Source organism: Streptococcus oralis (assembly GCF_016028255.1).
Lineage (GTDB): Bacteria > Bacillota > Bacilli > Lactobacillales > Streptococcaceae > Streptococcus > Streptococcus oralis_AC.
This window is the reverse complement of the sequence record NZ_CP065707.1, coordinates 506,440-525,074: the sequence shown is the minus strand read 5'-3', so window position 1 is coordinate 525,074 and position 18,635 is coordinate 506,440. Positions and strand designations below refer to the sequence as shown.

At 42.6% G+C, this 18,635-nt stretch carries 23 protein-coding genes; 13 read left to right on the top strand and 10 right to left on the bottom strand.

Features of this window, described 5'->3' with window-relative positions; all coding sequences use genetic code 11:
• Positions 1–46: 46 nt before the first annotated feature.
• Together I6G42_RS02620 and I6G42_RS02615 are read right to left on the bottom strand one after the other, a co-directional pair.
• Positions 47–1,282 (bottom strand): carbohydrate-binding domain-containing protein, encoded by a 1,236-nt coding sequence (locus I6G42_RS02620; protein WP_038804265.1) that lies wholly within the window; start codon positions 1,280–1,282, stop codon positions 47–49.
• A 292-nt stretch (positions 1,283–1,574) separates the two neighbouring features.
• Entirely contained in the window at positions 1,575–2,132 is a 558-nt protein-coding gene (locus I6G42_RS02615; protein WP_038804266.1) for a sugar O-acetyltransferase, read from the bottom strand.
• Between the two features lie 176 nt (positions 2,133–2,308).
• Between I6G42_RS02615 and I6G42_RS02610 the strand changes: the two genes are divergently transcribed.
• From I6G42_RS02610 to I6G42_RS02600, 3 genes are read left to right on the top strand one after another with little or no spacing between them, the layout of a single operon-like run.
• Entirely contained in the window at positions 2,309–2,614 is a 306-nt protein-coding gene (locus tag I6G42_RS02610) for a rhodanese-like domain-containing protein (RefSeq protein WP_038804267.1), read from the top strand.
• Between the two features lie 20 nt (positions 2,615–2,634).
• On the top strand, positions 2,635–4,290 hold the full coding sequence (locus tag I6G42_RS02605) for an FAD-dependent oxidoreductase (protein WP_038804268.1): 1,656 nt from the start codon (positions 2,635–2,637) through the stop codon (positions 4,288–4,290).
• Positions 4,280–4,576, top strand: a complete 297-nt coding sequence (locus tag I6G42_RS02600) for a rhodanese-like domain-containing protein (protein ID WP_038804269.1) — start codon at positions 4,280–4,282, stop codon at positions 4,574–4,576. The genes I6G42_RS02605 and I6G42_RS02600 overlap by 11 nt, the downstream gene beginning before the upstream one ends.
• Positions 4,577–4,620: 44 nt before the next feature.
• Here I6G42_RS02600 and I6G42_RS02595 read toward each other — a convergent pair whose 3' ends face one another.
• The 4 genes from I6G42_RS02595 to I6G42_RS02580 form a co-directional block, all read right to left on the bottom strand.
• A complete protein-coding gene (locus tag I6G42_RS02595; protein WP_000388666.1) occupies positions 4,621–5,109 on the bottom strand; it encodes a prolyl-tRNA synthetase associated domain-containing protein in 489 nt (162 codons plus the stop codon).
• Between the two features lie 141 nt (positions 5,110–5,250).
• A complete protein-coding gene (locus I6G42_RS02590; RefSeq protein ID WP_000144781.1) occupies positions 5,251–5,520 on the bottom strand; it encodes a hypothetical protein in 270 nt (89 codons plus the stop codon).
• Between the two features lie 31 nt (positions 5,521–5,551).
• On the bottom strand, positions 5,552–6,865 hold the full coding sequence (locus tag I6G42_RS02585) for a DUF6630 family protein (protein WP_038804270.1): 1,314 nt from the start codon (positions 6,863–6,865) through the stop codon (positions 5,552–5,554).
• 52 nt (positions 6,866–6,917) lie between these two features.
• Complete coding sequence (locus I6G42_RS02580) at positions 6,918–7,175, bottom strand: metal-sensitive transcriptional regulator (RefSeq protein WP_000185156.1); 258 nt, start codon at positions 7,173–7,175, stop codon at positions 6,918–6,920.
• 182 nt (positions 7,176–7,357) lie between these two features.
• On the opposite strand from I6G42_RS02580, the gene I6G42_RS02575 reads away from it, so the two are divergent.
• The 10 genes from I6G42_RS02575 (at position 7,358) to I6G42_RS02535 (ending at position 14,565) form a co-directional block, all read left to right on the top strand.
• Positions 7,358–7,978: a GTP pyrophosphokinase gene (locus I6G42_RS02575; protein ID WP_038804365.1), complete on the top strand. Its 621-nt coding sequence runs from the start codon at positions 7,358–7,360 to the stop codon at positions 7,976–7,978.
• Between the two features lie 9 nt (positions 7,979–7,987).
• On the top strand, positions 7,988–8,662 hold the full coding sequence (locus tag I6G42_RS02570) for a response regulator transcription factor (protein WP_038804271.1): 675 nt from the start codon (positions 7,988–7,990) through the stop codon (positions 8,660–8,662).
• A complete protein-coding gene (locus I6G42_RS02565) occupies positions 8,663–9,895 on the top strand; it encodes a sensor histidine kinase (RefSeq protein ID WP_038804272.1) in 1,233 nt (410 codons plus the stop codon).
• 51 nt (positions 9,896–9,946) lie between these two features.
• Positions 9,947–10,354: a hypothetical protein gene (locus tag I6G42_RS02560; protein WP_038804273.1), complete on the top strand. Its 408-nt coding sequence runs from the start codon at positions 9,947–9,949 to the stop codon at positions 10,352–10,354.
• Positions 10,355–10,399: 45 nt separating this feature from the next.
• Positions 10,400–11,464, top strand: coding sequence for an ankyrin repeat domain-containing protein (locus I6G42_RS02555; protein WP_000039320.1), 1,065 nt, complete (start codon positions 10,400–10,402; stop codon positions 11,462–11,464).
• Positions 11,465–11,489: 25 nt separating this feature from the next.
• Positions 11,490–11,891 (top strand): ankyrin repeat domain-containing protein, encoded by a 402-nt coding sequence (locus tag I6G42_RS10025; RefSeq protein WP_227698168.1) that lies wholly within the window; start codon positions 11,490–11,492, stop codon positions 11,889–11,891.
• A 65-nt stretch (positions 11,892–11,956) separates the two neighbouring features.
• A complete protein-coding gene (locus I6G42_RS10020; RefSeq protein ID WP_232234405.1) occupies positions 11,957–12,562 on the top strand; it encodes an ankyrin repeat domain-containing protein in 606 nt (201 codons plus the stop codon).
• A 24-nt stretch (positions 12,563–12,586) separates the two neighbouring features.
• Positions 12,587–13,177 carry an SMI1/KNR4 family protein gene (locus tag I6G42_RS02545; RefSeq protein ID WP_038804274.1) on the top strand — a complete coding sequence of 197 codons (591 nt, stop codon included), beginning with the start codon at positions 12,587–12,589 and terminating at the stop codon, positions 13,175–13,177.
• Positions 13,178–13,272: 95 nt separating this feature from the next.
• The gene (locus I6G42_RS02540) at positions 13,273–13,995 is read left to right on the top strand and encodes a DUF4241 domain-containing protein (protein ID WP_038804275.1); all 723 of its coding nucleotides are present in this window, start codon (positions 13,273–13,275) and stop codon (positions 13,993–13,995) included.
• A 12-nt stretch (positions 13,996–14,007) separates the two neighbouring features.
• Positions 14,008–14,565 carry an SMI1/KNR4 family protein gene (locus tag I6G42_RS02535; protein ID WP_038804276.1) on the top strand — a complete coding sequence of 186 codons (558 nt, stop codon included), beginning with the start codon at positions 14,008–14,010 and terminating at the stop codon, positions 14,563–14,565.
• A gap of 78 nt (positions 14,566–14,643) precedes the next feature.
• Here the strand turns inward: I6G42_RS02535 and I6G42_RS02530 are convergent, their stop codons facing one another.
• The 4 genes from I6G42_RS02530 to I6G42_RS02515 all read right to left on the bottom strand — a co-directional run bounded on the left by I6G42_RS02530 (position 14,644) and on the right by I6G42_RS02515 (position 18,633).
• Complete coding sequence (locus I6G42_RS02530; RefSeq protein ID WP_038804277.1) at positions 14,644–15,681, bottom strand: aldose epimerase family protein; 1,038 nt, start codon at positions 15,679–15,681, stop codon at positions 14,644–14,646.
• Positions 15,682–15,827: 146 nt separating this feature from the next.
• Positions 15,828–16,823, bottom strand: coding sequence for a tagatose-bisphosphate aldolase (gene lacD / locus I6G42_RS02525; protein ID WP_038804366.1), 996 nt, complete (start codon positions 16,821–16,823; stop codon positions 15,828–15,830).
• Between the two features lie 10 nt (positions 16,824–16,833).
• Complete coding sequence (locus I6G42_RS02520) at positions 16,834–18,000, bottom strand: SIS domain-containing protein (RefSeq protein ID WP_038804278.1); 1,167 nt, start codon at positions 17,998–18,000, stop codon at positions 16,834–16,836.
• 228 nt (positions 18,001–18,228) lie between these two features.
• Positions 18,229–18,633, bottom strand: a complete 405-nt coding sequence (locus I6G42_RS02515; protein ID WP_000045703.1) for a PTS sugar transporter subunit IIA — start codon at positions 18,631–18,633, stop codon at positions 18,229–18,231.
• Positions 18,634–18,635 lie beyond the last annotated feature (2 nt).

The window sequence follows — 18,635 nt, the reverse complement described above, 5'->3', positions numbered from 1 at the left end:
ACAACACAAAAAGTCTCCCTTCTCTTTCGAGAAAGGAGATTCTTTTTTATCCTTGTCCGCCAGGGGCTGGACCTCCGCCTTGAGGGCCTCCATTTGGTCCACCGCCTCCAGGCATAGAGTTGACAATTTCCGTTTGTTTTTCACCATTGAGATAGATATCTCCACCTGTGTAGGTCGCAGTTCCATCGAAGTCAAAACCTGTTTGACCAGTCATTTTAATGGTTCCGCCTGTGACCGTGATATTGCCGTTTGAGTCAATTGGATCTGTGTCTCCTTGACCGACTTCTACTGTCAGGTTCCCACCGTTCATGGTAAAGAAGATTTCACTCTGTTGGGCGTTTTTATTAGCTGCATTGACTCCATCATCTGTTGAGTAGATGGTAATGTCCCCACCGTTGATAGTGATCGACTTACCTTCAAGTCCTTCTGTCGAATTCTTGACGGTATAGGTACCACTATCGATAACCAAATCACCTGATGCGTGGATGCCATCATCTCCTGCTGTAACGGTGATGTTGTTGTTGGATAGGTACATGGTTCCGACTGAAGTATCCTCGTCATTGTCCACCTTTACGCCATCTTCCTTGGCATCGATAGTCATGGTCGTACCAGTGATATTGAGTTCATCATTGACATTAAAGGCATCGCCAACTGCTGTGATGTTATAGGTGCCACCCGTGATGTGGAGGGTGTCATTGGCCTTGATACCATTGTTCTTCTTGCCATCTACATTGAGAGTTCCTTTCCCGTTGATGGTCAAATCCACCTTAGAAAAAAGAGCTGCGTCTGCTTTTTCGTCGCTGTTAGAGCTTGAGTCAGAGAAACTGTTGGTGGTCCCCTCTGCTAGAGTCAAGTAGACATGGCCAGCTGATGTCGCAGATATCGCTGCATTGGTATTGGTCATGGTCGCACCTTTTAGGACTAGATGAACATCTGCAGACTTATCTGCCTCGATCTTGATCTGCACTCCGTCAGACTGACCTGAAATTACATAGGTTCCAGATTTTGTGATGGTCACTGTTGATTCAGAGACTGTCACCCCATCTCCAGAGACGTTTGCTGATGAGCCAGATAGCTCAATCTTAGAAGCTGTACTTTCATCATAAGAAGTATCATAGTCCTTCTCTGTAAAATAGGAAGATTGGTTTGTCTTTGTTGCAGTTGTTGTGGCACTATTTGTCGTTGCATTGGTATTGGATGTAGTTGTTGACTGGGCACATGCTGCCATCAGTACCATTGCCGTTAAACTCGTTACGAGTAGGGACCATTTTTTTGATTTCATACCTTTTTCCTCTTCTTCGTATGATATAGCTAGACAGTCTACAGAAGATTTCTGAAACAAAACTAAAACTTTTCTGAAAGTTTCCTTAAATTTAGTTTGGATTAGATTTCGCCTAGTAATTTTTTAGAAAGGACTGCTAAAAACAATTTTTGAACTCTGGACTACCTTTAATAGATTTTTTAAACCAAGATTCCCCAGTGCGATGTCTCCTTGACCAAGAAAGCCAAAAAGAAGAAAAATTTATAAGACTAAAACTCATAAAAAGAACAGCCCTAGCTGTTCCTTTTCACTTCTATTTCACAGGGATTTCCTTGATAACACGCGCAGGATTGCCACCTAGGACGACATTGTCGCCGAAGGACTTGGTAATCACGGCCCCTGCTCCAGCGACGACATTATTACCCAGTGTCACTCCAGGAAGGACAATGACGCCACCTCCAGCCCAGAAATTATCTCCGATGGTGATGGGCTTGCCGTATTCGACCCCTGAATTGCGTTCATGCGGATCCAGTGGATGGAGTGGGGTTAAAAACTGACAGTTGGGGCCAAGCATGGCGTTGTTCCCGATGCGAATCGGACAAACATCCAGCATGGTCAAGTTCCAATTAGAATAAAAATTTTCCCCTAGATGGATGTTGACCCCATAATCGACCACCAGACGTGGATTGACATAGAGATTTTGCCCAGTTGAACCAAACCAAGTCTTGATAATCTCCGCACCCTTCAAGGGATCTTCTTCTCGGTTAAAGGCAGCCTGTTTTTGGCGAGAAGCCTGCGCCAAGGTCCGTAACTCTGGGTCCGACGGACGGTAAGGCTCCCCTGCTATCATTTTCTGGTATTCGCTAGTCATCTTATCACCTCATACTTACTTTGGCCCCATCATATCAAAAAGCCTTTGAAAGGTCAAGAATGGCCTGCTTTCTAGACTCTCGAAACCATTCCCCATCCCAACTCAAAACAACTTGCTTGACAAAAGCTTGACTTCATGGTTTAATATACCCCATAAGGGTATATTGGGAGGTGCCTATGTTTCACTTATTTACAAAAATTGACAGTATTTCTACCAGCGAGTTAGAAGCTAAACTCAGAGAACCAATTCAGCTACTAGATGTTCGGACGCCTATGGAATTCCGTAGAGGTCATATCAAAAATGCAAAAAATGTTCCTTTAACGGAAATCGGTTCTTACACACCAGCGACAAAAGAAACACTCTATGTCATTTGTCATTCTGGTGTACGAAGCAAACTAGCTGCGAAAAAGCTTAAGAAAAAAGGCTACGATGTCATCAATGTCCGAGGCGGTATGAGTGCTTGGACAGGTAAGGTCATCTAGAAGCATAAAGGAGAAAGTCAATGAAAATTATCATTGTCGGAGGAGTTGCAGGCGGTATGTCAGCAGCAACCCGTCTCAGACGTCTCATGGAAGACGCTGAAATCACTATTTTTGAGAAAGGTCCCTTTGTTTCCTTTGCAAACTGCGGACTTCCTTACTATGTTTCAGGAGAAATTGCAAACCGTGATAGTTTATTGGTCCAAACCCCTGAAAGTCTCAAAGCGCGATTTAATCTTGATGTGCGACCATTTCATGAAGTCATCCAGATTTCGCCAAAAGAACACACGGTGACTGTGCGACATGATGGACAGGAATTCACAGAGAGCTACGACAAACTGATCCTCTCCCCAGGAGCCAAACCTTTTGTTCCTGCCATTGAAGGGTTAGCAGAAGCTGAAAATGCCTTCACACTCCGCAACGTTCCCGATCTTGATGAAATTATGGCAGCCTTGGACAATCATCCAAAAGAAGCTGTCGTTATCGGTGCAGGCTTTATCGGGCTTGAAATGGCTGAAAACCTGGCGAAACGTGGATTGCAAGTTACTATCGTTGAGAAAGCACCCCATGTCTTGCCACCATTAGATCACGAAATGGCAGCCTTTGTCCAAGCAGAATTGGTCAAAAACGGCGTTCGCATTATCACTTCTCAGTCTGCGACTCGATTTGAAGACCAAGGAAAAGTCATCATTCTCGAAAACGGGCAAAAGATCGCTTCTGACCTCACTATCTTATCTGTCGGTGTTCAACCTGAAAACGGATTGGCTAAAGCTGCGGGGATTAAACTGGGACTTCGTGGTGGGATTCTGGTCGATGAACATTACGAAACCAGTCAAAAAGATATTTTTGCAGTTGGAGATGCCATCGTCGTCAAGCAAGAGATTACTGGCCAAGATGCCCTCATCTCTCTCGCTTCTCCTGCTAATCGTCAAGGACGACAAGTAGCGGACGTCATCGCAGGACTCGGTCGTACCAACAAGGGCAGTATCGGCACTGCTATCGTTCGTGCCTTTGATATGACAGCTACTTCGACTGGTCTCAGCGAACGTAGTCTTAGCATGAATCAACTTCCTTACAAGGCCCTTCATGTCAGTGGGAAAGACCATGCTGGTTATTATCCAGGCGCTACTGATATGACCTTGAAGCTCCTCTTTGACCCAACCACTGGAAAAATCTACGGTGCCCAAGGAGTCGGGAAGAAAGGTGTTGACAAGCGAATCGATATCCTGGCAACTGCTATCAAGGGAAATCTCACCGTCTTTGACTTACCAGAGTTAGAGTTTACCTATGCGCCACCATTTGGCTCTGCCAAGGATCCCGTCAATATGCTGGGTTACGCAGCCTTGAACCTTATTGAAGGTCTCAGCGACAACGTTCAATGGTACCAGCTCGAAGACGAACTAGCTAAAGGAAAGAAATTCCTAGACGTGCGGACCAGTGGCGAATTCCAAAGTGGTCGACTCAAAGTCGACACCATCCACATCCCCCTAAACGAACTACGGGAACGCTTGGACGAACTGGACAAGAACCAAGCCTACATCGTTAGCTGCCACAGTGGTTTGCGCAGCTATATCGCAGAGCGTATCCTCAAACAAGCAGGATTTACCGTCCAAAACCTTGACGGCGCTTATTCACTATACAAAATGGCTAACCCAGAAGGAGTAGAATATGGTAACTAATATCAGCATGGCTGACTTTTATGAAAAATATCAACATGAAAATCTAGATCTTATCGATGTCCGTGAAGTACATGAATTCCAAGCAGGACATGCACCAGGTGCCAAAAATCTTCCGTTAAGTACCTTGGAGCAAGGCTACAAAGAACTCAAACCTGCCCATGAATACCATGTCATCTGTCAAGGTGGAGTGCGTTCTGCCTCTGCCTGTCAATTTCTCAGCGCCCAAGGCCTCACCGTTATCAACGTAGAAGGTGGTATGAACCACTGGCCAGGTGAGGTAGAATAATCAAAAAAACCGATTAAGATGAACTTAGTCGGTTTCTTTAATATTTATAACTCGATGATATGAACCTCATAGCCAATAGCTTCTAGGAATTTGAGTATATCTGTCGTGTCCAAAAAGAGGGTTTTCTCGTTGGTATTGGGGTGAAAACTCATCCGTTTTTCAGACATGATTTCTTTGTCGAAATAAACTTGAATGTCCTTATCAGTATTGTTCAGCAAGCCAAATGGAGATACAACGCCTGCGGGCAAGCTCATTTTTTCAAACAAGCTCTCAGAGGAAGCCATACGGATTCTATTGGCTCCTACCAAGTCTTTCAAGAGGTCCATATCCAAACGTTTCTTATCATCCATAATCACGAGATAATAGGCTGTTTTCTTTTTGTTGGTGAGAAACATAGTCTTGGTACGGACGCCTTCGATCCCTTCGATAAAGCTGTCGGCCTGCTCCGTTGTAAAGGCTGGCTCGTGCTCCACGATTTCAAAGGGAATATCTAGCCCATTTAGCATTTCTACTACTTTTTCGTATGCTTCCATTTGCTGGCCTCCTTTAACTTGTCTTGCTACCTTTAATTATACCATTGGAATGCATTTTCTTCCAATTTCCATCTAAGCCTCTCTAGATTTCTTTAATTTTCATACAAGTTATCTTAGACAGAACTCCAACTGTTAGGAAGGTCATGATTTCCAGCCAGCAAGCCCATCTTTTCTTTCCACCGCGTAGCCACAAGGCATATCCGCGACTTGTCCGATAGATGCATCTAGTTTAAATGCTTCAGCTAGGGAAATGAGGCGTGCGTCCTCTCTACTGTGGTCTTCTGAACATAGAAATTGCCACATACCGTCTTCTTCATCGTGGGAGATAAAGGTAATCGGATTTTTCCCAGTCAAGACATGGTGACAAACGATACAGGCTGTGTTGGGTGCATCCTTAAACACAAAAGTCATCTTGAATTACCTCCTTAAAATACACTAGCAATTACATATTTTTTGCATGGCCGAAACGCTGATTGATTGTGTGACTCAAGGTGACTAATTTTTCCAGAATATCCCTCTTGCAGATAAATAGCACATAACTATCGCTATTAATATCCATACAAGCAAGACAGAAATCGTGTCCAACCCATCTTTCATCCAAAATCTTACACCAAGTAGGGATGTCATCATCCTCGTCGAACCAATTCTCCTCCAAATCAAGAGTTTGTTTAGCTGCCAGAGGCTCTAGTTGGTACAAGAATTCTTCCTTATCTGTCTTCCAGTCTAACTCAACCACTGCATCCACAGCAAGTAGTTCATCAGCAATAGCAAGCCATTTTATAGTAGCTTCATTGGCTTCTTCTCCTATACCCCGCTCGTCATATCTCTCTGCATACTGCTTGAAATAGGCTTTCGGTGATTCAAAACAGGAAGTCAAACGAGATCGTACCTCACTATCATCTGTTAGCAGTTGGGTTATTTCTTGATAGATTGCGATATTTTTCTGCTCATCTGTCCGCATATCTAGTACAATTTCCCAGTCTTCTAGGTCTGGTGTGACTCTGTTCTCCAAATATGCCCGAAGAATGTCTTGAGTTTCTTTCTTGCTCAGCTCATTTTTTTCGTAGATTACATTTTCGTCGATCCGTTCAGCATCGGCAACACTGATCTCAAAATGAAAACCGTCCGAATCTTCATCCTGACAAACCTGTACAAAATCCGATACATGCTGACTCCCCTTTAGTTTAACTGGTTGCTGAGGTATTAAAGTGAGAAAATCCCTATCACCATCTTGGACAGCTGCCAGTTGCTGCCATACTTCTTCAAGTTCAAAGCCATTTTGTTCCTTCTCACCATCATCTAGCACCCAATCCGCAAAGATTCTTCCGGAAATACTCGCAAAATCTGATCCCTCATCTCCTGCTAGATAAGGCTGATCACTTGTAACAGGGGCCATCTCTTTGACAACCTTTTCAGCTTCTTTTTGAATCCAACCTTGTCTAAAGAAATGGGCAACAACACTAGGAAAGATCAAGACAGGCAGACAAATAAGAGTACCTGCAAGTGCGAGACCCTTATATCGATTTTTTGTGGGGCTCCCTTCTGATAGCTGATTTAGAAAGTCCGCTACTTGATTAAAAAGTTCGCCCCCAGTGACCCAGAATAGGAACAAGCATTCCCCACCAAGTAGGCCAAGCCATATAAGCGCCATTCGTTTCGCTACCTGACTACAGATCTCCATTTTAGTTTGCATAGGAATGGCTTCTGCTTCAGGAATATTCTGAAACCATTTTTCTGCTCGTTCTTCTTTTGTCATCTTTCCCACCTGTGATCTACTTTCTTATCTTGTTCTATCACATAGAGAACTACTATTTTCGTTTGATTAGGTACTGAACAGCCTTTTCTAAGCGTTCTTTTTGAGCCTCAGGGTCGTCTAGGGGTTGGTTGATACAGGCTGTGAGATTCTCGGTAATGATCATCTCAATCACGCGCTCCACACTCGAACGAACCGCTGTCAACTGGGTAATGATATCTGCACAATCACGATCTTCATCGATCATCTTTTGAATTCCACGCAACTGCCCCTCTGAACGTTTCAGGCGTGTAATATACTTTGAGTTTGTCATCTTCTTATCCTTGGTCGATTTTTCTTCATTATATCTCTAATGGACTCCTTTGTCAAAATTCTCGTTCCCTCTTTATCAATAGAATCTCACCCTGCTATCGCTTTCATGGTATAATAGAATGACAAATACTATTAGAATCTATGCTCGTAGCAATACGAGTTATTCTTAGAATGGACCAGCCTATGAACTCTATCTATGGCCCTTGCGAAGTCTACTTACCCACTATCTTGCAGACCTTTATTCAAGATATGGAAGAAGCCGCAGCTAATTACAAAAAAGAAACCTCCCTCAAACTATATGAGCATTTGCATGCACGCATCAAAACAGAAAAAAGTATGCGTGAAAAATGCCAACGCAAAGGCCTTCCTCAGACGAGTCAATCCGCTCTCAAAGAAATCCGAGATGCTATCGGTGTTCGGATCATCACAGGCTTTACAGATGATATCTACCGCATCGTAGAGTATATTCGTCAGATACCCACCATCCATATTTTCAAAGAGAAAGACTATATCCGTCAGGTCAAACCTAATGGCTACCGTTCCTATCATCTGATTCTCGAGGTGACTACCCCCTACCCAGACTGTCTGGGGAATGCCCAAGGTACCTACTTTATCGAGATCCAGCTACGCACGATTGCCATGGATTCCTGGGCCAGCCTTGAGCACCAGATGAAGTACAAGAAAAACATCCAAAATCCTGAACGAATCACGCGCGAGCTCAAACGTTGTGCCGATGAGCTTGCTTCATGCGACTTGACCATGCAGACCATCCGTGATTTGATTCAGCGATCTGACCAAGACTAAGGAGAACCTATGAAAATCCTACTTGCCGAAGATGAAGCTCAACTAAATCGCGTCATCACTGTTGCTTTAGAACGCGAAGGCTATAGCATTGATTCTGTTTTTAATGGACAAGATGCTGTCGAAAAAGCTACAACTAACCACTATCACCTCATGATTTTTGACATCATGATGCCGATCAAGACAGGAATCGAAGCCCTCAAAGAAATCCGCCAGTTGGGCAATACGACCCACGTCATCATGCTGACAGCCATGGCGGAAGTAGATGACCGTGTAACCGGACTCGATGCAGGTGCCGACGACTACTTGACCAAACCCTTCTCTCTCAAGGAACTATTGGCTAGACTCCGTTCTACTGCCCGCCGTCTGGAGGACTATACCCCAGATACGGTCCAATTAGGAAATACTCGCTTGGATATTAACGAACAAGAATTAGCTGCTACAAACAGCATTCGTTTAGGGAAAAAGGAGACTCAACTCTTGACCCTCCTTATCCAGCATGCTAACCAGACCCTCAGTTGTCAACAACTACTAGAGCAAGTCTGGCCAGATGAGCTAGAAGAAAGTGATCACGAGCTCGTTTTTCTCTATATTTCCTACCTACGCCAAAAACTCCAAAGTGTCCAGTCTAGCTTACAAATACTTGGGCCGGCAGAAGGGCCTTTCCAACTGATAGGAGGAGACTAGATGTTTCGAAAACTACGCATCAAGTTTATTGTCACAGCCACTGCTGCCATCGCTCTGATTCTTGCATTTTTTCTGGTCTTGATGAATAGCATCGTCTATACTCAGACAGAGGATAATATCCAAACCGTCCTCTCCATCTTGTCTAAAAATGAAGGCGAACTCCCAATCACAGATGAAATCAAGGAAAGTTTCACCAAAAAGAACATTCAGGAAGGGATTATCTACAATTTTCAGTATTTCTCTGTCAGAGAAAAGGGGAATGACTACACTATTTCTCTGGGCAATGTCCAATCACTGACCGAAGCAGACGTCAGAGATTTTCTCCAGAAAATTCTTAAAAAACAGGAAACCTATGGCACGATTACCCGCAACGGGCGCTACTTCACCTACCAGATTAGTCAGACAGCTTCGGGTAAGCTCCTAGTCTTCTTTGAAGCTACCAACTACATTCGCGAACGGGACACCCTCTTTCAAGTCTCTATCTGGTTATCACTGGCTAGCCTATTTCTCCTTGCTCTGCTCTTTACCTTGATTTCTGGGATTGTTATCCGTCCCTTCGTCAAAAACTATGAGAAACAACGGATGTTTATCACTAATGCAGGTCATGAACTCAAAACACCGCTGGCTATCATCTCAGCCAATACCGAGCTTCAGGAACTCATGGAAGGAGAGACCGAGTGGAGCATCAGTACCAAGGAACAGACCGAGCGTCTCAACCACTTGATTGGAAGACTGATCCGACTTGCTCGGCTCGAGGAGCAAGAAGATATCAAACTAGCTCCTCAAAACATCTCCGTCATCGCTGAAAAGGTCGCCTCAGACTTTGCTCCTCTCTTTACCAAAGAGGATAAAAAATTTGAAAGCCTGATTGAAGCAGATATCATAGAAAAAGTTTCTCAGGAGGAATTTTACGAATTACTCAGTATTTTACTCGATAATGCCCGCAAATACTGTGATCCAGCAGGCACCATCCGTCTAGCTCTCAAACGCAAGGCCTATCTCCTACGCAAGCGCACCTGTATCACTGTGTCTAACGACTACAAGGATGGGCAGCCTGCCAATATTAAACGCTTCTTTGACCGCTTTTATCGCGCCGAAACATCACACAATAACCAAACCACCTCTGGGTATGGCATTGGCCTCTCTATGGCTCAACACCTTGTCAGCCTGTTTAGAGGAAAAATCTTTGTCAGCTATAAAAAGCAGGTGATTACCTTTACAGTCTGGTTGTAAACGTGGAGAGTCTGGTCAGAGTTCATCCAATTACAACATAAGGAGAAGCCAATGGAATTTTTAGTAGCTGAGGAGGGGATTCCTCAAAGCATCGGTTGCGAAGGAGCAACGATAGCATATTATGGGAGTGAGATAGAATTTCATTATGAAACCGTGCCACCACGTGGAGATGATATTTTTTCTGCAAAATTGCCTTTGTTAAATATTCAGCTTCCATTTTGGATGTATGGAAGAAATCTCATATTTTTAGATGCCTATTATTTGCTTGCAGAAACAGTAAAGAAAGGGACTTGGAATCCTATAACAAGTATGCTTATCAATATCCATACAGGAAAATATGCCAGCTTAGATCACTGGTACAACAACATTTCGGTCAAGGAAAAAGAAATCGAGTTAAAAAATGACTACGATGGAAGATCTATGATTCTTAAAAATGTTAATGGGCTTAAGTGGGTTTAGAAATATAAAATGCAAATGTTGGTTTTATATTAAAGGAGAAGAACAATGTCCAAAAAAAGAGTGACCTTACCTAAAAATTTTGATGAACTGATTACAGCAGGAGATATTGAAGCTCTTAAAGCCGTATATGATAAATGTGAGCTTACTGCTCATGACGGCAGATACAGCTTAAATACGGCACTTCATTTTGGAGGTGTTCCTGATGAGCTTGTTATCTGGCTGGTGGAACAGGGTTTAGATGTAAATACTCCTGATTATTATGGGCGTACACCATTATATACACATGCCACTTTGGGGAGAGATACTGTAAAACTGCTATATGAATTAGGCGGAGATATACAAAAAACTGATACATATGGGAGTACACCTCTACATACGGCAGCAAGGTTTTTCCGACCTAAGATAGTCAGTTTTTTGATTGAAAAAGGTGCAGATGTTAATCCCAAAACTGTTATGGGACGAACTCCTTTAGCTGAAGCCCTTGCTACTTGTAGGCAGATTAATATTGCACAGGTAGCAGAAATTGCAGAAATGCTCATAAAGGCGGGCGCTGAGGTAACTCCTGATATGGCAGAAAGAGTCGAACTAATCGGAAAGGATTTTGAATTTCACAGAGAAAACTTTAATAAAGATTACTTGACTGAAACAGAAGCAGGGCTTGAGAGACTCTATGCACTGTTTGATGTAAAGCCTGCTCCGAAACGCAAGGTACATGACGGAGTTTCTCCTATTATTGTAGAAGATGGTCCTTGGCAAAAGCAATACGATGAACTTTGGGAGATGTTGATTCCTTCAAGTGGGCCAGCGAAAACTGTACAAGGCGAAGTGATCCGTATAACAGGGCGCGTACAGGATGAGCTCTATAGAAATGGCGGTGTCAACTGGGATAAACACTACCGGAACATGCTTAAAGCCCTGCCAAATCATTTCGCTTCAGGCACACCGCTTTCCGAAGAAGAACTGGAAGAAACTAAGGAACTGATTTCCAGCATCCGTGCAAAAGGCAGTGATGAAGATACTATAATTGAACGTTTGTGTGAACTTTCAGTTCTCTGGGTAAGCTTAAATCCTAATCCGCTTCCTTTAGGGGAAATAAATTATAACAGATGAGTACATAATCTGTAGGAGACTTAAAATGGTCAAATTAAAAGATATAGGAAATTTTAAATCTGTTCCACAAATTGTAAATGATATTATAAATGGAAATACATCGGCATTAGATGAGTATTTTTCAAAGGGATGGGATATTGAAAAGGGTATAAAAATAGGTAAGTATACCACTTTGTCACCTTTAGACATCGCTTTGATTATGGAAGGTTTTGACTCTCTAAAATGGCTGGTGGAAAAGGGCGTCAATCTGAATGTAAAAGGCAATCCAGCATTTCTGCTTGCCGTAAGGTATTGTGACGAAGCTATTATCAGGTATCTGGTAGAACATGGCGCAAAGGTGAACTGTGTAAATGAGGTAAAAACAGAAGCCTTTGAACAGGCTTTATATGGAAAAAATACGAGAACCTGCCTCTTATCCACGAGTTAGGTCATAGGGTAGAAAAATACGGCGGACAGGCATTTCGCAGTGCGGTTTCAGACAAAAATTATGATGTGCTTGATTTCTTTATAAAGAACGGAGTTAATATTAACTACAATGCCCCTGATACGGTCTATCCTTTTAAACCAACTCCGCTATGTGTAGCCGCTAGGTATGTTGATTTGAAAATGTGTCAATATCTTGTGGAAAATGGAGCAGATGTAACAATAACCGAAAAAGGCGGTATGCGTCCATACAGCATCGCACTTGAAAATGGCGATGAAGAGATGGCTGACTATTTTAAGCAGTTAGAGCCTGAAGAATACCACAGTTTACAAAATAAACTGGATGAACTGAAGCCATTTAAACTGCCTAAGGTGGTCATTGATTTTCTTCAAAGCGAGGAATTACATTTTGAACTTAATGACTGTGATTTTAAATGGATAGAGTTTTTTTCTTTAATCAATACTGTTCCGATGAAAAAAGGCAGACAGAAAGTCCTACGTATTTCTAAACAGACGGGAGGTTATGACCATATCTATATTGTATGGAATCCTAAAACAAAGAAGGTAGCTTCCTATGATATAGAGCATGAAGAGTTGAAAGATATGTGCAGTTTTGCGGAATTTGTAAATGATATGCCAGCATATATGCAACAAATTATTGAAGGAGAGCTGTAATTAACAGACTAAAGGGCGGATGGTATGCAGATAAGGAATGAGATAAAAAAGATAGAAGAGTACATTTGCGAAAACTTTGAAGAATGGGATTTGGATGATCCTGTGGAGGAAGAATATCTGGACGATTATCAGGAGATATCCGGCGCTTCTGAGGAAGAAATAGCAGCATTGGAAGAGAAATTTGAGATAACTCTGCCTGATGATGTAAAAGAGCTTTACAACTATAAAAACGGGAGTAACTATCTCAGTATTCTGCCTTGCCTTGTAGATGAAAGAGACATGGCATTTTGCTTGCTGAGCCTGCAGGCAATCGAAAAAACTAAACACTATTTTCAAAACAGAGACACACTCTTGACTGAATTTCCTGAGTATTTTACAGGTGAAGATATTGAAAAAATGAAAGATAGCAGGATAAAACCCTACCTTTTTAATAAAAGATGGATTCCTTTTGCCGAATATTGTGACAGCTGTTTCCTGATGCTGGATTTTGATCCTGACAAAGAAGGAAAAGAAGGTCAGATTCTTTGCTATATTCATGATCCTGATGAAGTTGTGTATGTCGCAGAAAGTCTTAAAGACCTAATCTTTTCGATCATTAGGGAAATAAAAGCATAGAATGAATGCATTTGTAGGAAAAATGATAATGAGTACACAATTCTCTAACTCAGAAAGTACCAACCTAAAATAAAAGATTTAGAAAGGAGCTGTTTATGGAAAAAATACAAACTTCACAAGAGTGGTTACAGAAATACCAAGAAATAAAACACCTGCTCACTTCGTCTATCAATTATGCAGACTATTTTGATAGGAAAGAAATACAGGGTGCAGAAATTTTTGTTTTGGATATGGGGAAAGTGACTTTCCCTAGCGGAGAAATTCTGGTTCGCGATCCTTTGGTCTGGCTCCGTAGAGAGGAAAAGCCCTACTTACAATCTGTTCCCAAAGGAACATATAGAATAAAAACCTTAGTAGCCAAGTTAGAAGAAGATCACTACAGGTATGTAGCAACGAGAATCCAATTTACAGATCAAGTGCCAGTCATCTACTATGAAGCACTGACTGGTGATGAAGATATAGACACTGTTGAAAAAGACTCTTATTTTGGATTTGCAGTTGACGCAGGTCTGGCAACAATAGTGGACGTTGACACCAAGAATGCCTACTGCGATTTTGAAGACAATTGGTATAAAGAAAATCCTGACAAAAATATCTACGATGATTTCTTTGCAGCAGTTTTTGCCCAAAATGCCATAGACAATCCCCTTTATCAACGTGAGGGCGGGGATTGGATTAATTTTAAAATCCCCAACACTGACCTAAGCATTCCGATGATCCAATCAGGTTTTGGAGACGGAGTCTATCCCGTCTACTTTGGCTATGATAAGGATAATCGGCTTTGTGATTTAGTTGTCGAATATATTTACCTAGGATAGAGAGGTGTAACCATGTCACTAGAAAAAGTCTATGATTATTTTCATCATTATGATTCTAAAACCTACCAAGTTGTAGCCTGCATGGGAAATGAACCCTCCGAACAGGATATAGAAGATTTTGAAAAACTGTATCAAATCAGTCTTCCAGACGACTTTAGAGAATTTACCATGTCACCCCTAGGCGGACTCTATATGGAAGTTAGGGAGGAACTGTGGCCAAGAGCCAAAGCATTTGATGTCGCCCCATTTTGGACATTCTGTCGTGGTATTAAGGTTTACGGTATTGCAAATGAGATACCTGATTTTCTAGACATTCGACTGAAGACCAAAGAATTACATGAACTAGGCTTTGTAGATTATATCCCTTTTCTGTCTATCATCGGTGATGGAGATATGATTTTCTGCTTTGATAAAAATAATCACATTGTCGCCTTAGATTGGTATAGTAGTGGAGAGGCTGAAGAGCTTGATAGTGACTTTTCAGATCTTTTGCTCAAGCAAATCCAAGAACTGGAGGAGCGTAAAAACAGAATGTTAGAGAGAATCGAGAAACAGAAAAAAGAAAAATAAGCCATGTACTGACCAAACTGCCTCTAAGGTCAATACAACAGCACGGAACTCAAAAGAGCTAGAAACCAGCTCTTCTTTTTATTTTACAACAAGCTCGTAGCGAGTTTTGCTGGTGAAAGTTTCCCCTGCTTTGAGAATGACTTGGTCTTTGAGGTCGCTGTGAATGGCATCTGGTAAAGCTTGCGCTTCAAGGGCAATACCATTGTGTTGCACCATTGGCTGGCCTCCGATGATGACACTCTCATCCACAAAGTTTGCTGTGTAGACCACAAAGCAAGGGGCCTCTGTCTTGAACAGCAGGAAACGACCTGAGTTTTGGTCATAAAGGAAACCAGCATTGTCATGACCGGCAGGAAGGGCAAATGGGTGATCCAAACCAGATACCAACTGGATTTGCTCATCTTCCTCTTCAAAGATGTCCTTCAACAAAGCTCCATTGTAGATATGTTTCACTACATCACGAGTAGCATCTGGAGTCTTAGCCGGAACTCCGTCTGGAGCGATTGGGTAAATGCCCTCCGTATTTAGTTGGAAGACATGGCGGTCAATTGTCTGCGTGAAATCACCAGACAAGTTGAAGTAGCTGTGATTAGTGGGATTGACAAGCGTATCCTGATCTGTCGTCACCTTATAGCTGACTTCGTAAGCACCAGTTTCTTCCAAATGATAGCTGATCCATATCTTGAGATTACCAGGGAATCCTCCTGTCCCATCTGTACGCTCTGTGTAGAGGGTCAAGCCATGGGCGCTCACCTCTACCAATTCAAACAAGCTTGAATCCCAACCTGTTGAACCACTGTGGTTACAGTTGCTGGCATTGTTGACTTCAAGATTATAGGTCTGGCCATTAAGCTCAAATGTCGCACCTGCAATACGGCCCGCTACAGGACCTACACTTGCTCCATGCTTGGGACTATTGCCTACATAGCTATCAAAATCATCAAAGCCCAAGATAACATTGGCAAAATTTCCAGCCTTGTCAGGTGTGACATAGCGCAAGATGGTCGCACCATAGGTCATGATTTCTAGTTGGTAGCCACTGTCAGTCTCAAAGCGATAGGCCAAGACATCCTTACCCTCATGATTTCCAAATACACGCTCTGTGTATGCTTTCATTTTTGTCTCCTTTAATCCATTTCTCTTAAGTAAACAAACCATAGAAAGTGTATTCACCATCTATGGTTGTAGTTTTTATTTTCAGAATCCTTTGTCACAAAACCTTAAGTATTTTCTTAACAAAAGGGGGTTCTTCTATTCTTGTTTTATGCCTCCACACGTTCAGTCCATGAAGTCGCTGTTGTTTGAAGAACCTTGTTGAGTTCGTCAATGTTCTCAAATCCAGTTGTGCGTAGCCATTCACGAGCTGCTGCTTCACCGTCTTTGATGTAGGCTTCAACTGATCCAGCCCATGTTGCACGTCCACAAAGAACACCATTGAAGTTTGCGCCTGATTCGTGGGCAAAGACAAGCGTTTCTTGGAAGAGTTTAGCTGACACACCTGCACTCAAGTAGATGTATGGCAAATTAGTTGCTTCATCTTGTGCTTTGAAGAAGGCTGCTGCTTCTTCACGAGTATGAACGATTTCACCATCGCCAAAGCCTTCAACGTATTTCACATTGACTGGAACTTCTACTTTCAAGACATCGATGTTAAAGCGTGGGTCTGAGAAGACCTTCATAGCACCAATAACCTTGTGTGGTTTCACTTTTGCGTATTCAGCAGAGCCAGCGTCAGCAATTTTTTCATCGTAAGCAAGGATTTCAAGGAAGAATGGAATGTCTTCCGCCACACACTCAGAGCCGATACGTTCGATGTAGGCTTGTTTTTGTTGGTTGAGTTCGTCAGAGCTGTCTACGTCATAGTAAAGCAAGAACTTAACAGCATCCGCACCTTGTTCTTTGATGCGTTTGGCAGACCAAACATCCAAGCAGTCAGGCAAGCGTTTAGTGCTAGTTGTGTCATAACCTGTTTTCTCATAAGCAAGGAGAAGACCAGCATTTGGTGCAAGGGCTTTTGTAGCTGGGAGACCATACTCAGGGTCAAGAAGCATAGATGAAGCGTATTTTGTCAATTCATCTGCAACCAAGACCTTGAGTTCTTCCATTTGAGCCACAGTTGGTTCCTCTGTTTGGTATTGAGCCATGAGACGTTTCAAAGCACCACGTTGGTCAAAGGCAAGAGCTGAGATAATGCCGTTCTCGTCAGAGAGTTTTTGTAAGCAAGCTACTTTTTTGAGACTTAATTGTAATTTACTCATAGACACTTCCTTATTTTTGATAGTCATGAATGATCACACCTTGTACCACACGGTTTACTGTACCTGTAGGAGACGGTGTATCTGGTTTATTTTCTACCTTGAGTGAAGTCAGTAAGGCAAAGAGTTGGGCATATACGATGTAAGGGAAGACACGGTAAATATCATTCAAGACAACACCACAGCCAAGGGCTACTTCTTTGACATTTTCAAGACCAAAGGCTTGATCACTCAAAAGCACAACACGACGAGCAATCTGATCACCAGCCACTTCACGAACCAAGTCCAAATCGTACTTGCGAGTGTAATCTGTCGTTGTGCCAAAGACCAAAACAACGGTATCTTCGTTGATCAATGATTTTGGACCGTGACGGAAGCCAACGGGGCTTTCATACATGGTCGCCACTTGACCAGCTGTTAGTTCCAAAATCTTGAGCTGAGCTTCATGAGCAAGTCCAAAGAAAGGACCAGCGCCTAGGTAGATAACACGGTTAAAGTCGAGGTCAACCAGCTCTTTAACATCTGCTGCATTTTCTAGAACCTTACGCGCAAGGCTAGTCACAACTTCAAAACGTTGAGCTTTCACAGCAAATTCTGTAGGATCAAAGACCAAGAGAGCTGTTAGCATCATAGACGTAAAGCTAGAAGTCATGGCAAATCCAGCGTCATTGGAAGCGGCTGGTTGCAAGAGCAAAAGATTGCGGTCATCGCCATGGGCTTGAAGCGCCAATTTCCCTTCTGCAGCACATGTAATGGTCACTTGATAGAGGTCGTCAACCAAGGCTTTAGCCAAATCAACAGTCGCCACACTTTCAGGTGAATTCCCACTACGAGCAAAGGAAACAAGGACAGTCGCCACATCTTTTTTCAGATAGGTTTCTGGATTGGCTACGATATCTGTTGTCGCAATGGCGTTGAAATTCCATTTGCGTTCGTCATAGACTTCCTTAAAGTAAGGCACCAAGGTATCTCCCACATAAGCAGAAGTACCAGCACCCGTCAAGATAACCTTGATATAGTCATGTTTATCAGCGATCCCTTGCAGAAAGGCTGCAATTTCTTCCCGTTTTGCTTGATAGGCTTCAAAAGCTTCTTTCCATACGTCCGGTTGTTGGTAGATTTCACGAGTCGTGATTTCTGCACCCAGTTCAAGTAATTCTTCTTTTGTGTAATTTAGCATAGAGTTCCTCTAATCTATTATTGTTTCATTCCTATTGAAAATATGGGAATGGGAGTGACTCCCATTCCCATGTATATTCTATACAAGCTGTTCTAACGATTTTCACGTTGTCACATCGTATTGAATTGAGTTCCAACTAAAATCTTGGGGAAAAAGACCGATTATCGTCGGAGCATCGCTCCATCCTCCTCTCGCCCATTTTCCCTGTGATTTTCACGTTGTCACGTCTTATTCATCTTCGTCATCATCGAAGCCAGCTAACAGGTCGTTGACTTTTACGATGCTTTCTGCAGCACGGCTCTTGTAGTCCGCATCTGCACCTGTAAGGCTCGCATTGATAAATTCAATCACCATTGGAAGATTCATCCCTGCGTAGAGTTCAATGTCGCGACCTTCCATGATCAAACGGCTTACCACGTTACATGGTGTACCACCGAGAAGGTCCGCAAAGACTAGGAAATCATCCAATCCTTCGATAGCAGCTTCAAATTTTGCAGTAAATTCTTCTGGACCATCTTCTGGAAGAAGAGCCACTGCACGAATGTTGTCCTGTGGACCCATGATCATTTCTGTGCTACCTTTAAGTTCTTCACAGAAACGACCATGACTCACCAAAATTAATGATTTACTCATAA

Bases quoted from the DNA above. Each gene is read 5' to 3' on its own strand.
- I6G42_RS02570 (WP_038804271.1), top strand. From the start codon at position 7,988: ATGAAAATCCTACTTGCCGAAGATGAAGCTCAACTAAATCGCGTCATC.
- I6G42_RS02595 (WP_000388666.1), bottom strand. From the start codon at position 5,109: ATGGAAGCATACGAAAAAGTAGTAGAAATGCTAAATGGGCTAGATATT.
- I6G42_RS02520 (WP_038804278.1), bottom strand. From the start codon at position 18,000: ATGCTAAATTACACAAAAGAAGAATTACTTGAACTGGGTGCAGAAATC.
- I6G42_RS02555 (WP_000039320.1), top strand. From the start codon at position 10,400: ATGTCCAAAAAAAGAGTGACCTTACCTAAAAATTTTGATGAACTGATT.
- I6G42_RS02535 (WP_038804276.1), top strand. From the start codon at position 14,008: ATGTCACTAGAAAAAGTCTATGATTATTTTCATCATTATGATTCTAAA.
- I6G42_RS02515 (WP_000045703.1), bottom strand. From the start codon at position 18,633: ATGAGTAAATCATTAATTTTGGTGAGTCATGGTCGTTTCTGTGAAGAA.
- I6G42_RS02585 (WP_038804270.1), bottom strand. From the start codon at position 6,865: ATGACAAAAGAAGAACGAGCAGAAAAATGGTTTCAGAATATTCCTGAA.
- I6G42_RS02580 (WP_000185156.1), bottom strand. From the start codon at position 7,175: ATGACAAACTCAAAGTATATTACACGCCTGAAACGTTCAGAGGGGCAG.
- lacD (WP_038804366.1), bottom strand. From the start codon at position 16,823: ATGAGTAAATTACAATTAAGTCTCAAAAAAGTAGCTTGCTTACAAAAA.
- I6G42_RS02600 (WP_038804269.1), top strand. From the start codon at position 4,280: ATGGTAACTAATATCAGCATGGCTGACTTTTATGAAAAATATCAACAT.
- I6G42_RS02610 (WP_038804267.1), top strand. From the start codon at position 2,309: ATGTTTCACTTATTTACAAAAATTGACAGTATTTCTACCAGCGAGTTA.
- I6G42_RS02565 (WP_038804272.1), top strand. From the start codon at position 8,663: ATGTTTCGAAAACTACGCATCAAGTTTATTGTCACAGCCACTGCTGCC.
- I6G42_RS02560 (WP_038804273.1), top strand. From the start codon at position 9,947: ATGGAATTTTTAGTAGCTGAGGAGGGGATTCCTCAAAGCATCGGTTGC.
- I6G42_RS02620 (WP_038804265.1), bottom strand. From the start codon at position 1,282: ATGAAATCAAAAAAATGGTCCCTACTCGTAACGAGTTTAACGGCAATG.
- I6G42_RS02615 (WP_038804266.1), bottom strand. From the start codon at position 2,132: ATGACTAGCGAATACCAGAAAATGATAGCAGGGGAGCCTTACCGTCCG.
- I6G42_RS02590 (WP_000144781.1), bottom strand. From the start codon at position 5,520: ATGACTTTTGTGTTTAAGGATGCACCCAACACAGCCTGTATCGTTTGT.
- I6G42_RS10025 (WP_227698168.1), top strand. From the start codon at position 11,490: ATGGTCAAATTAAAAGATATAGGAAATTTTAAATCTGTTCCACAAATT.
- I6G42_RS02530 (WP_038804277.1), bottom strand. From the start codon at position 15,681: ATGAAAGCATACACAGAGCGTGTATTTGGAAATCATGAGGGTAAGGAT.
- I6G42_RS02540 (WP_038804275.1), top strand. From the start codon at position 13,273: ATGGAAAAAATACAAACTTCACAAGAGTGGTTACAGAAATACCAAGAA.
- I6G42_RS02545 (WP_038804274.1), top strand. From the start codon at position 12,587: ATGCAGATAAGGAATGAGATAAAAAAGATAGAAGAGTACATTTGCGAA.
- I6G42_RS02575 (WP_038804365.1), top strand. From the start codon at position 7,358: ATGAACTCTATCTATGGCCCTTGCGAAGTCTACTTACCCACTATCTTG.
- I6G42_RS02605 (WP_038804268.1), top strand. From the start codon at position 2,635: ATGAAAATTATCATTGTCGGAGGAGTTGCAGGCGGTATGTCAGCAGCA.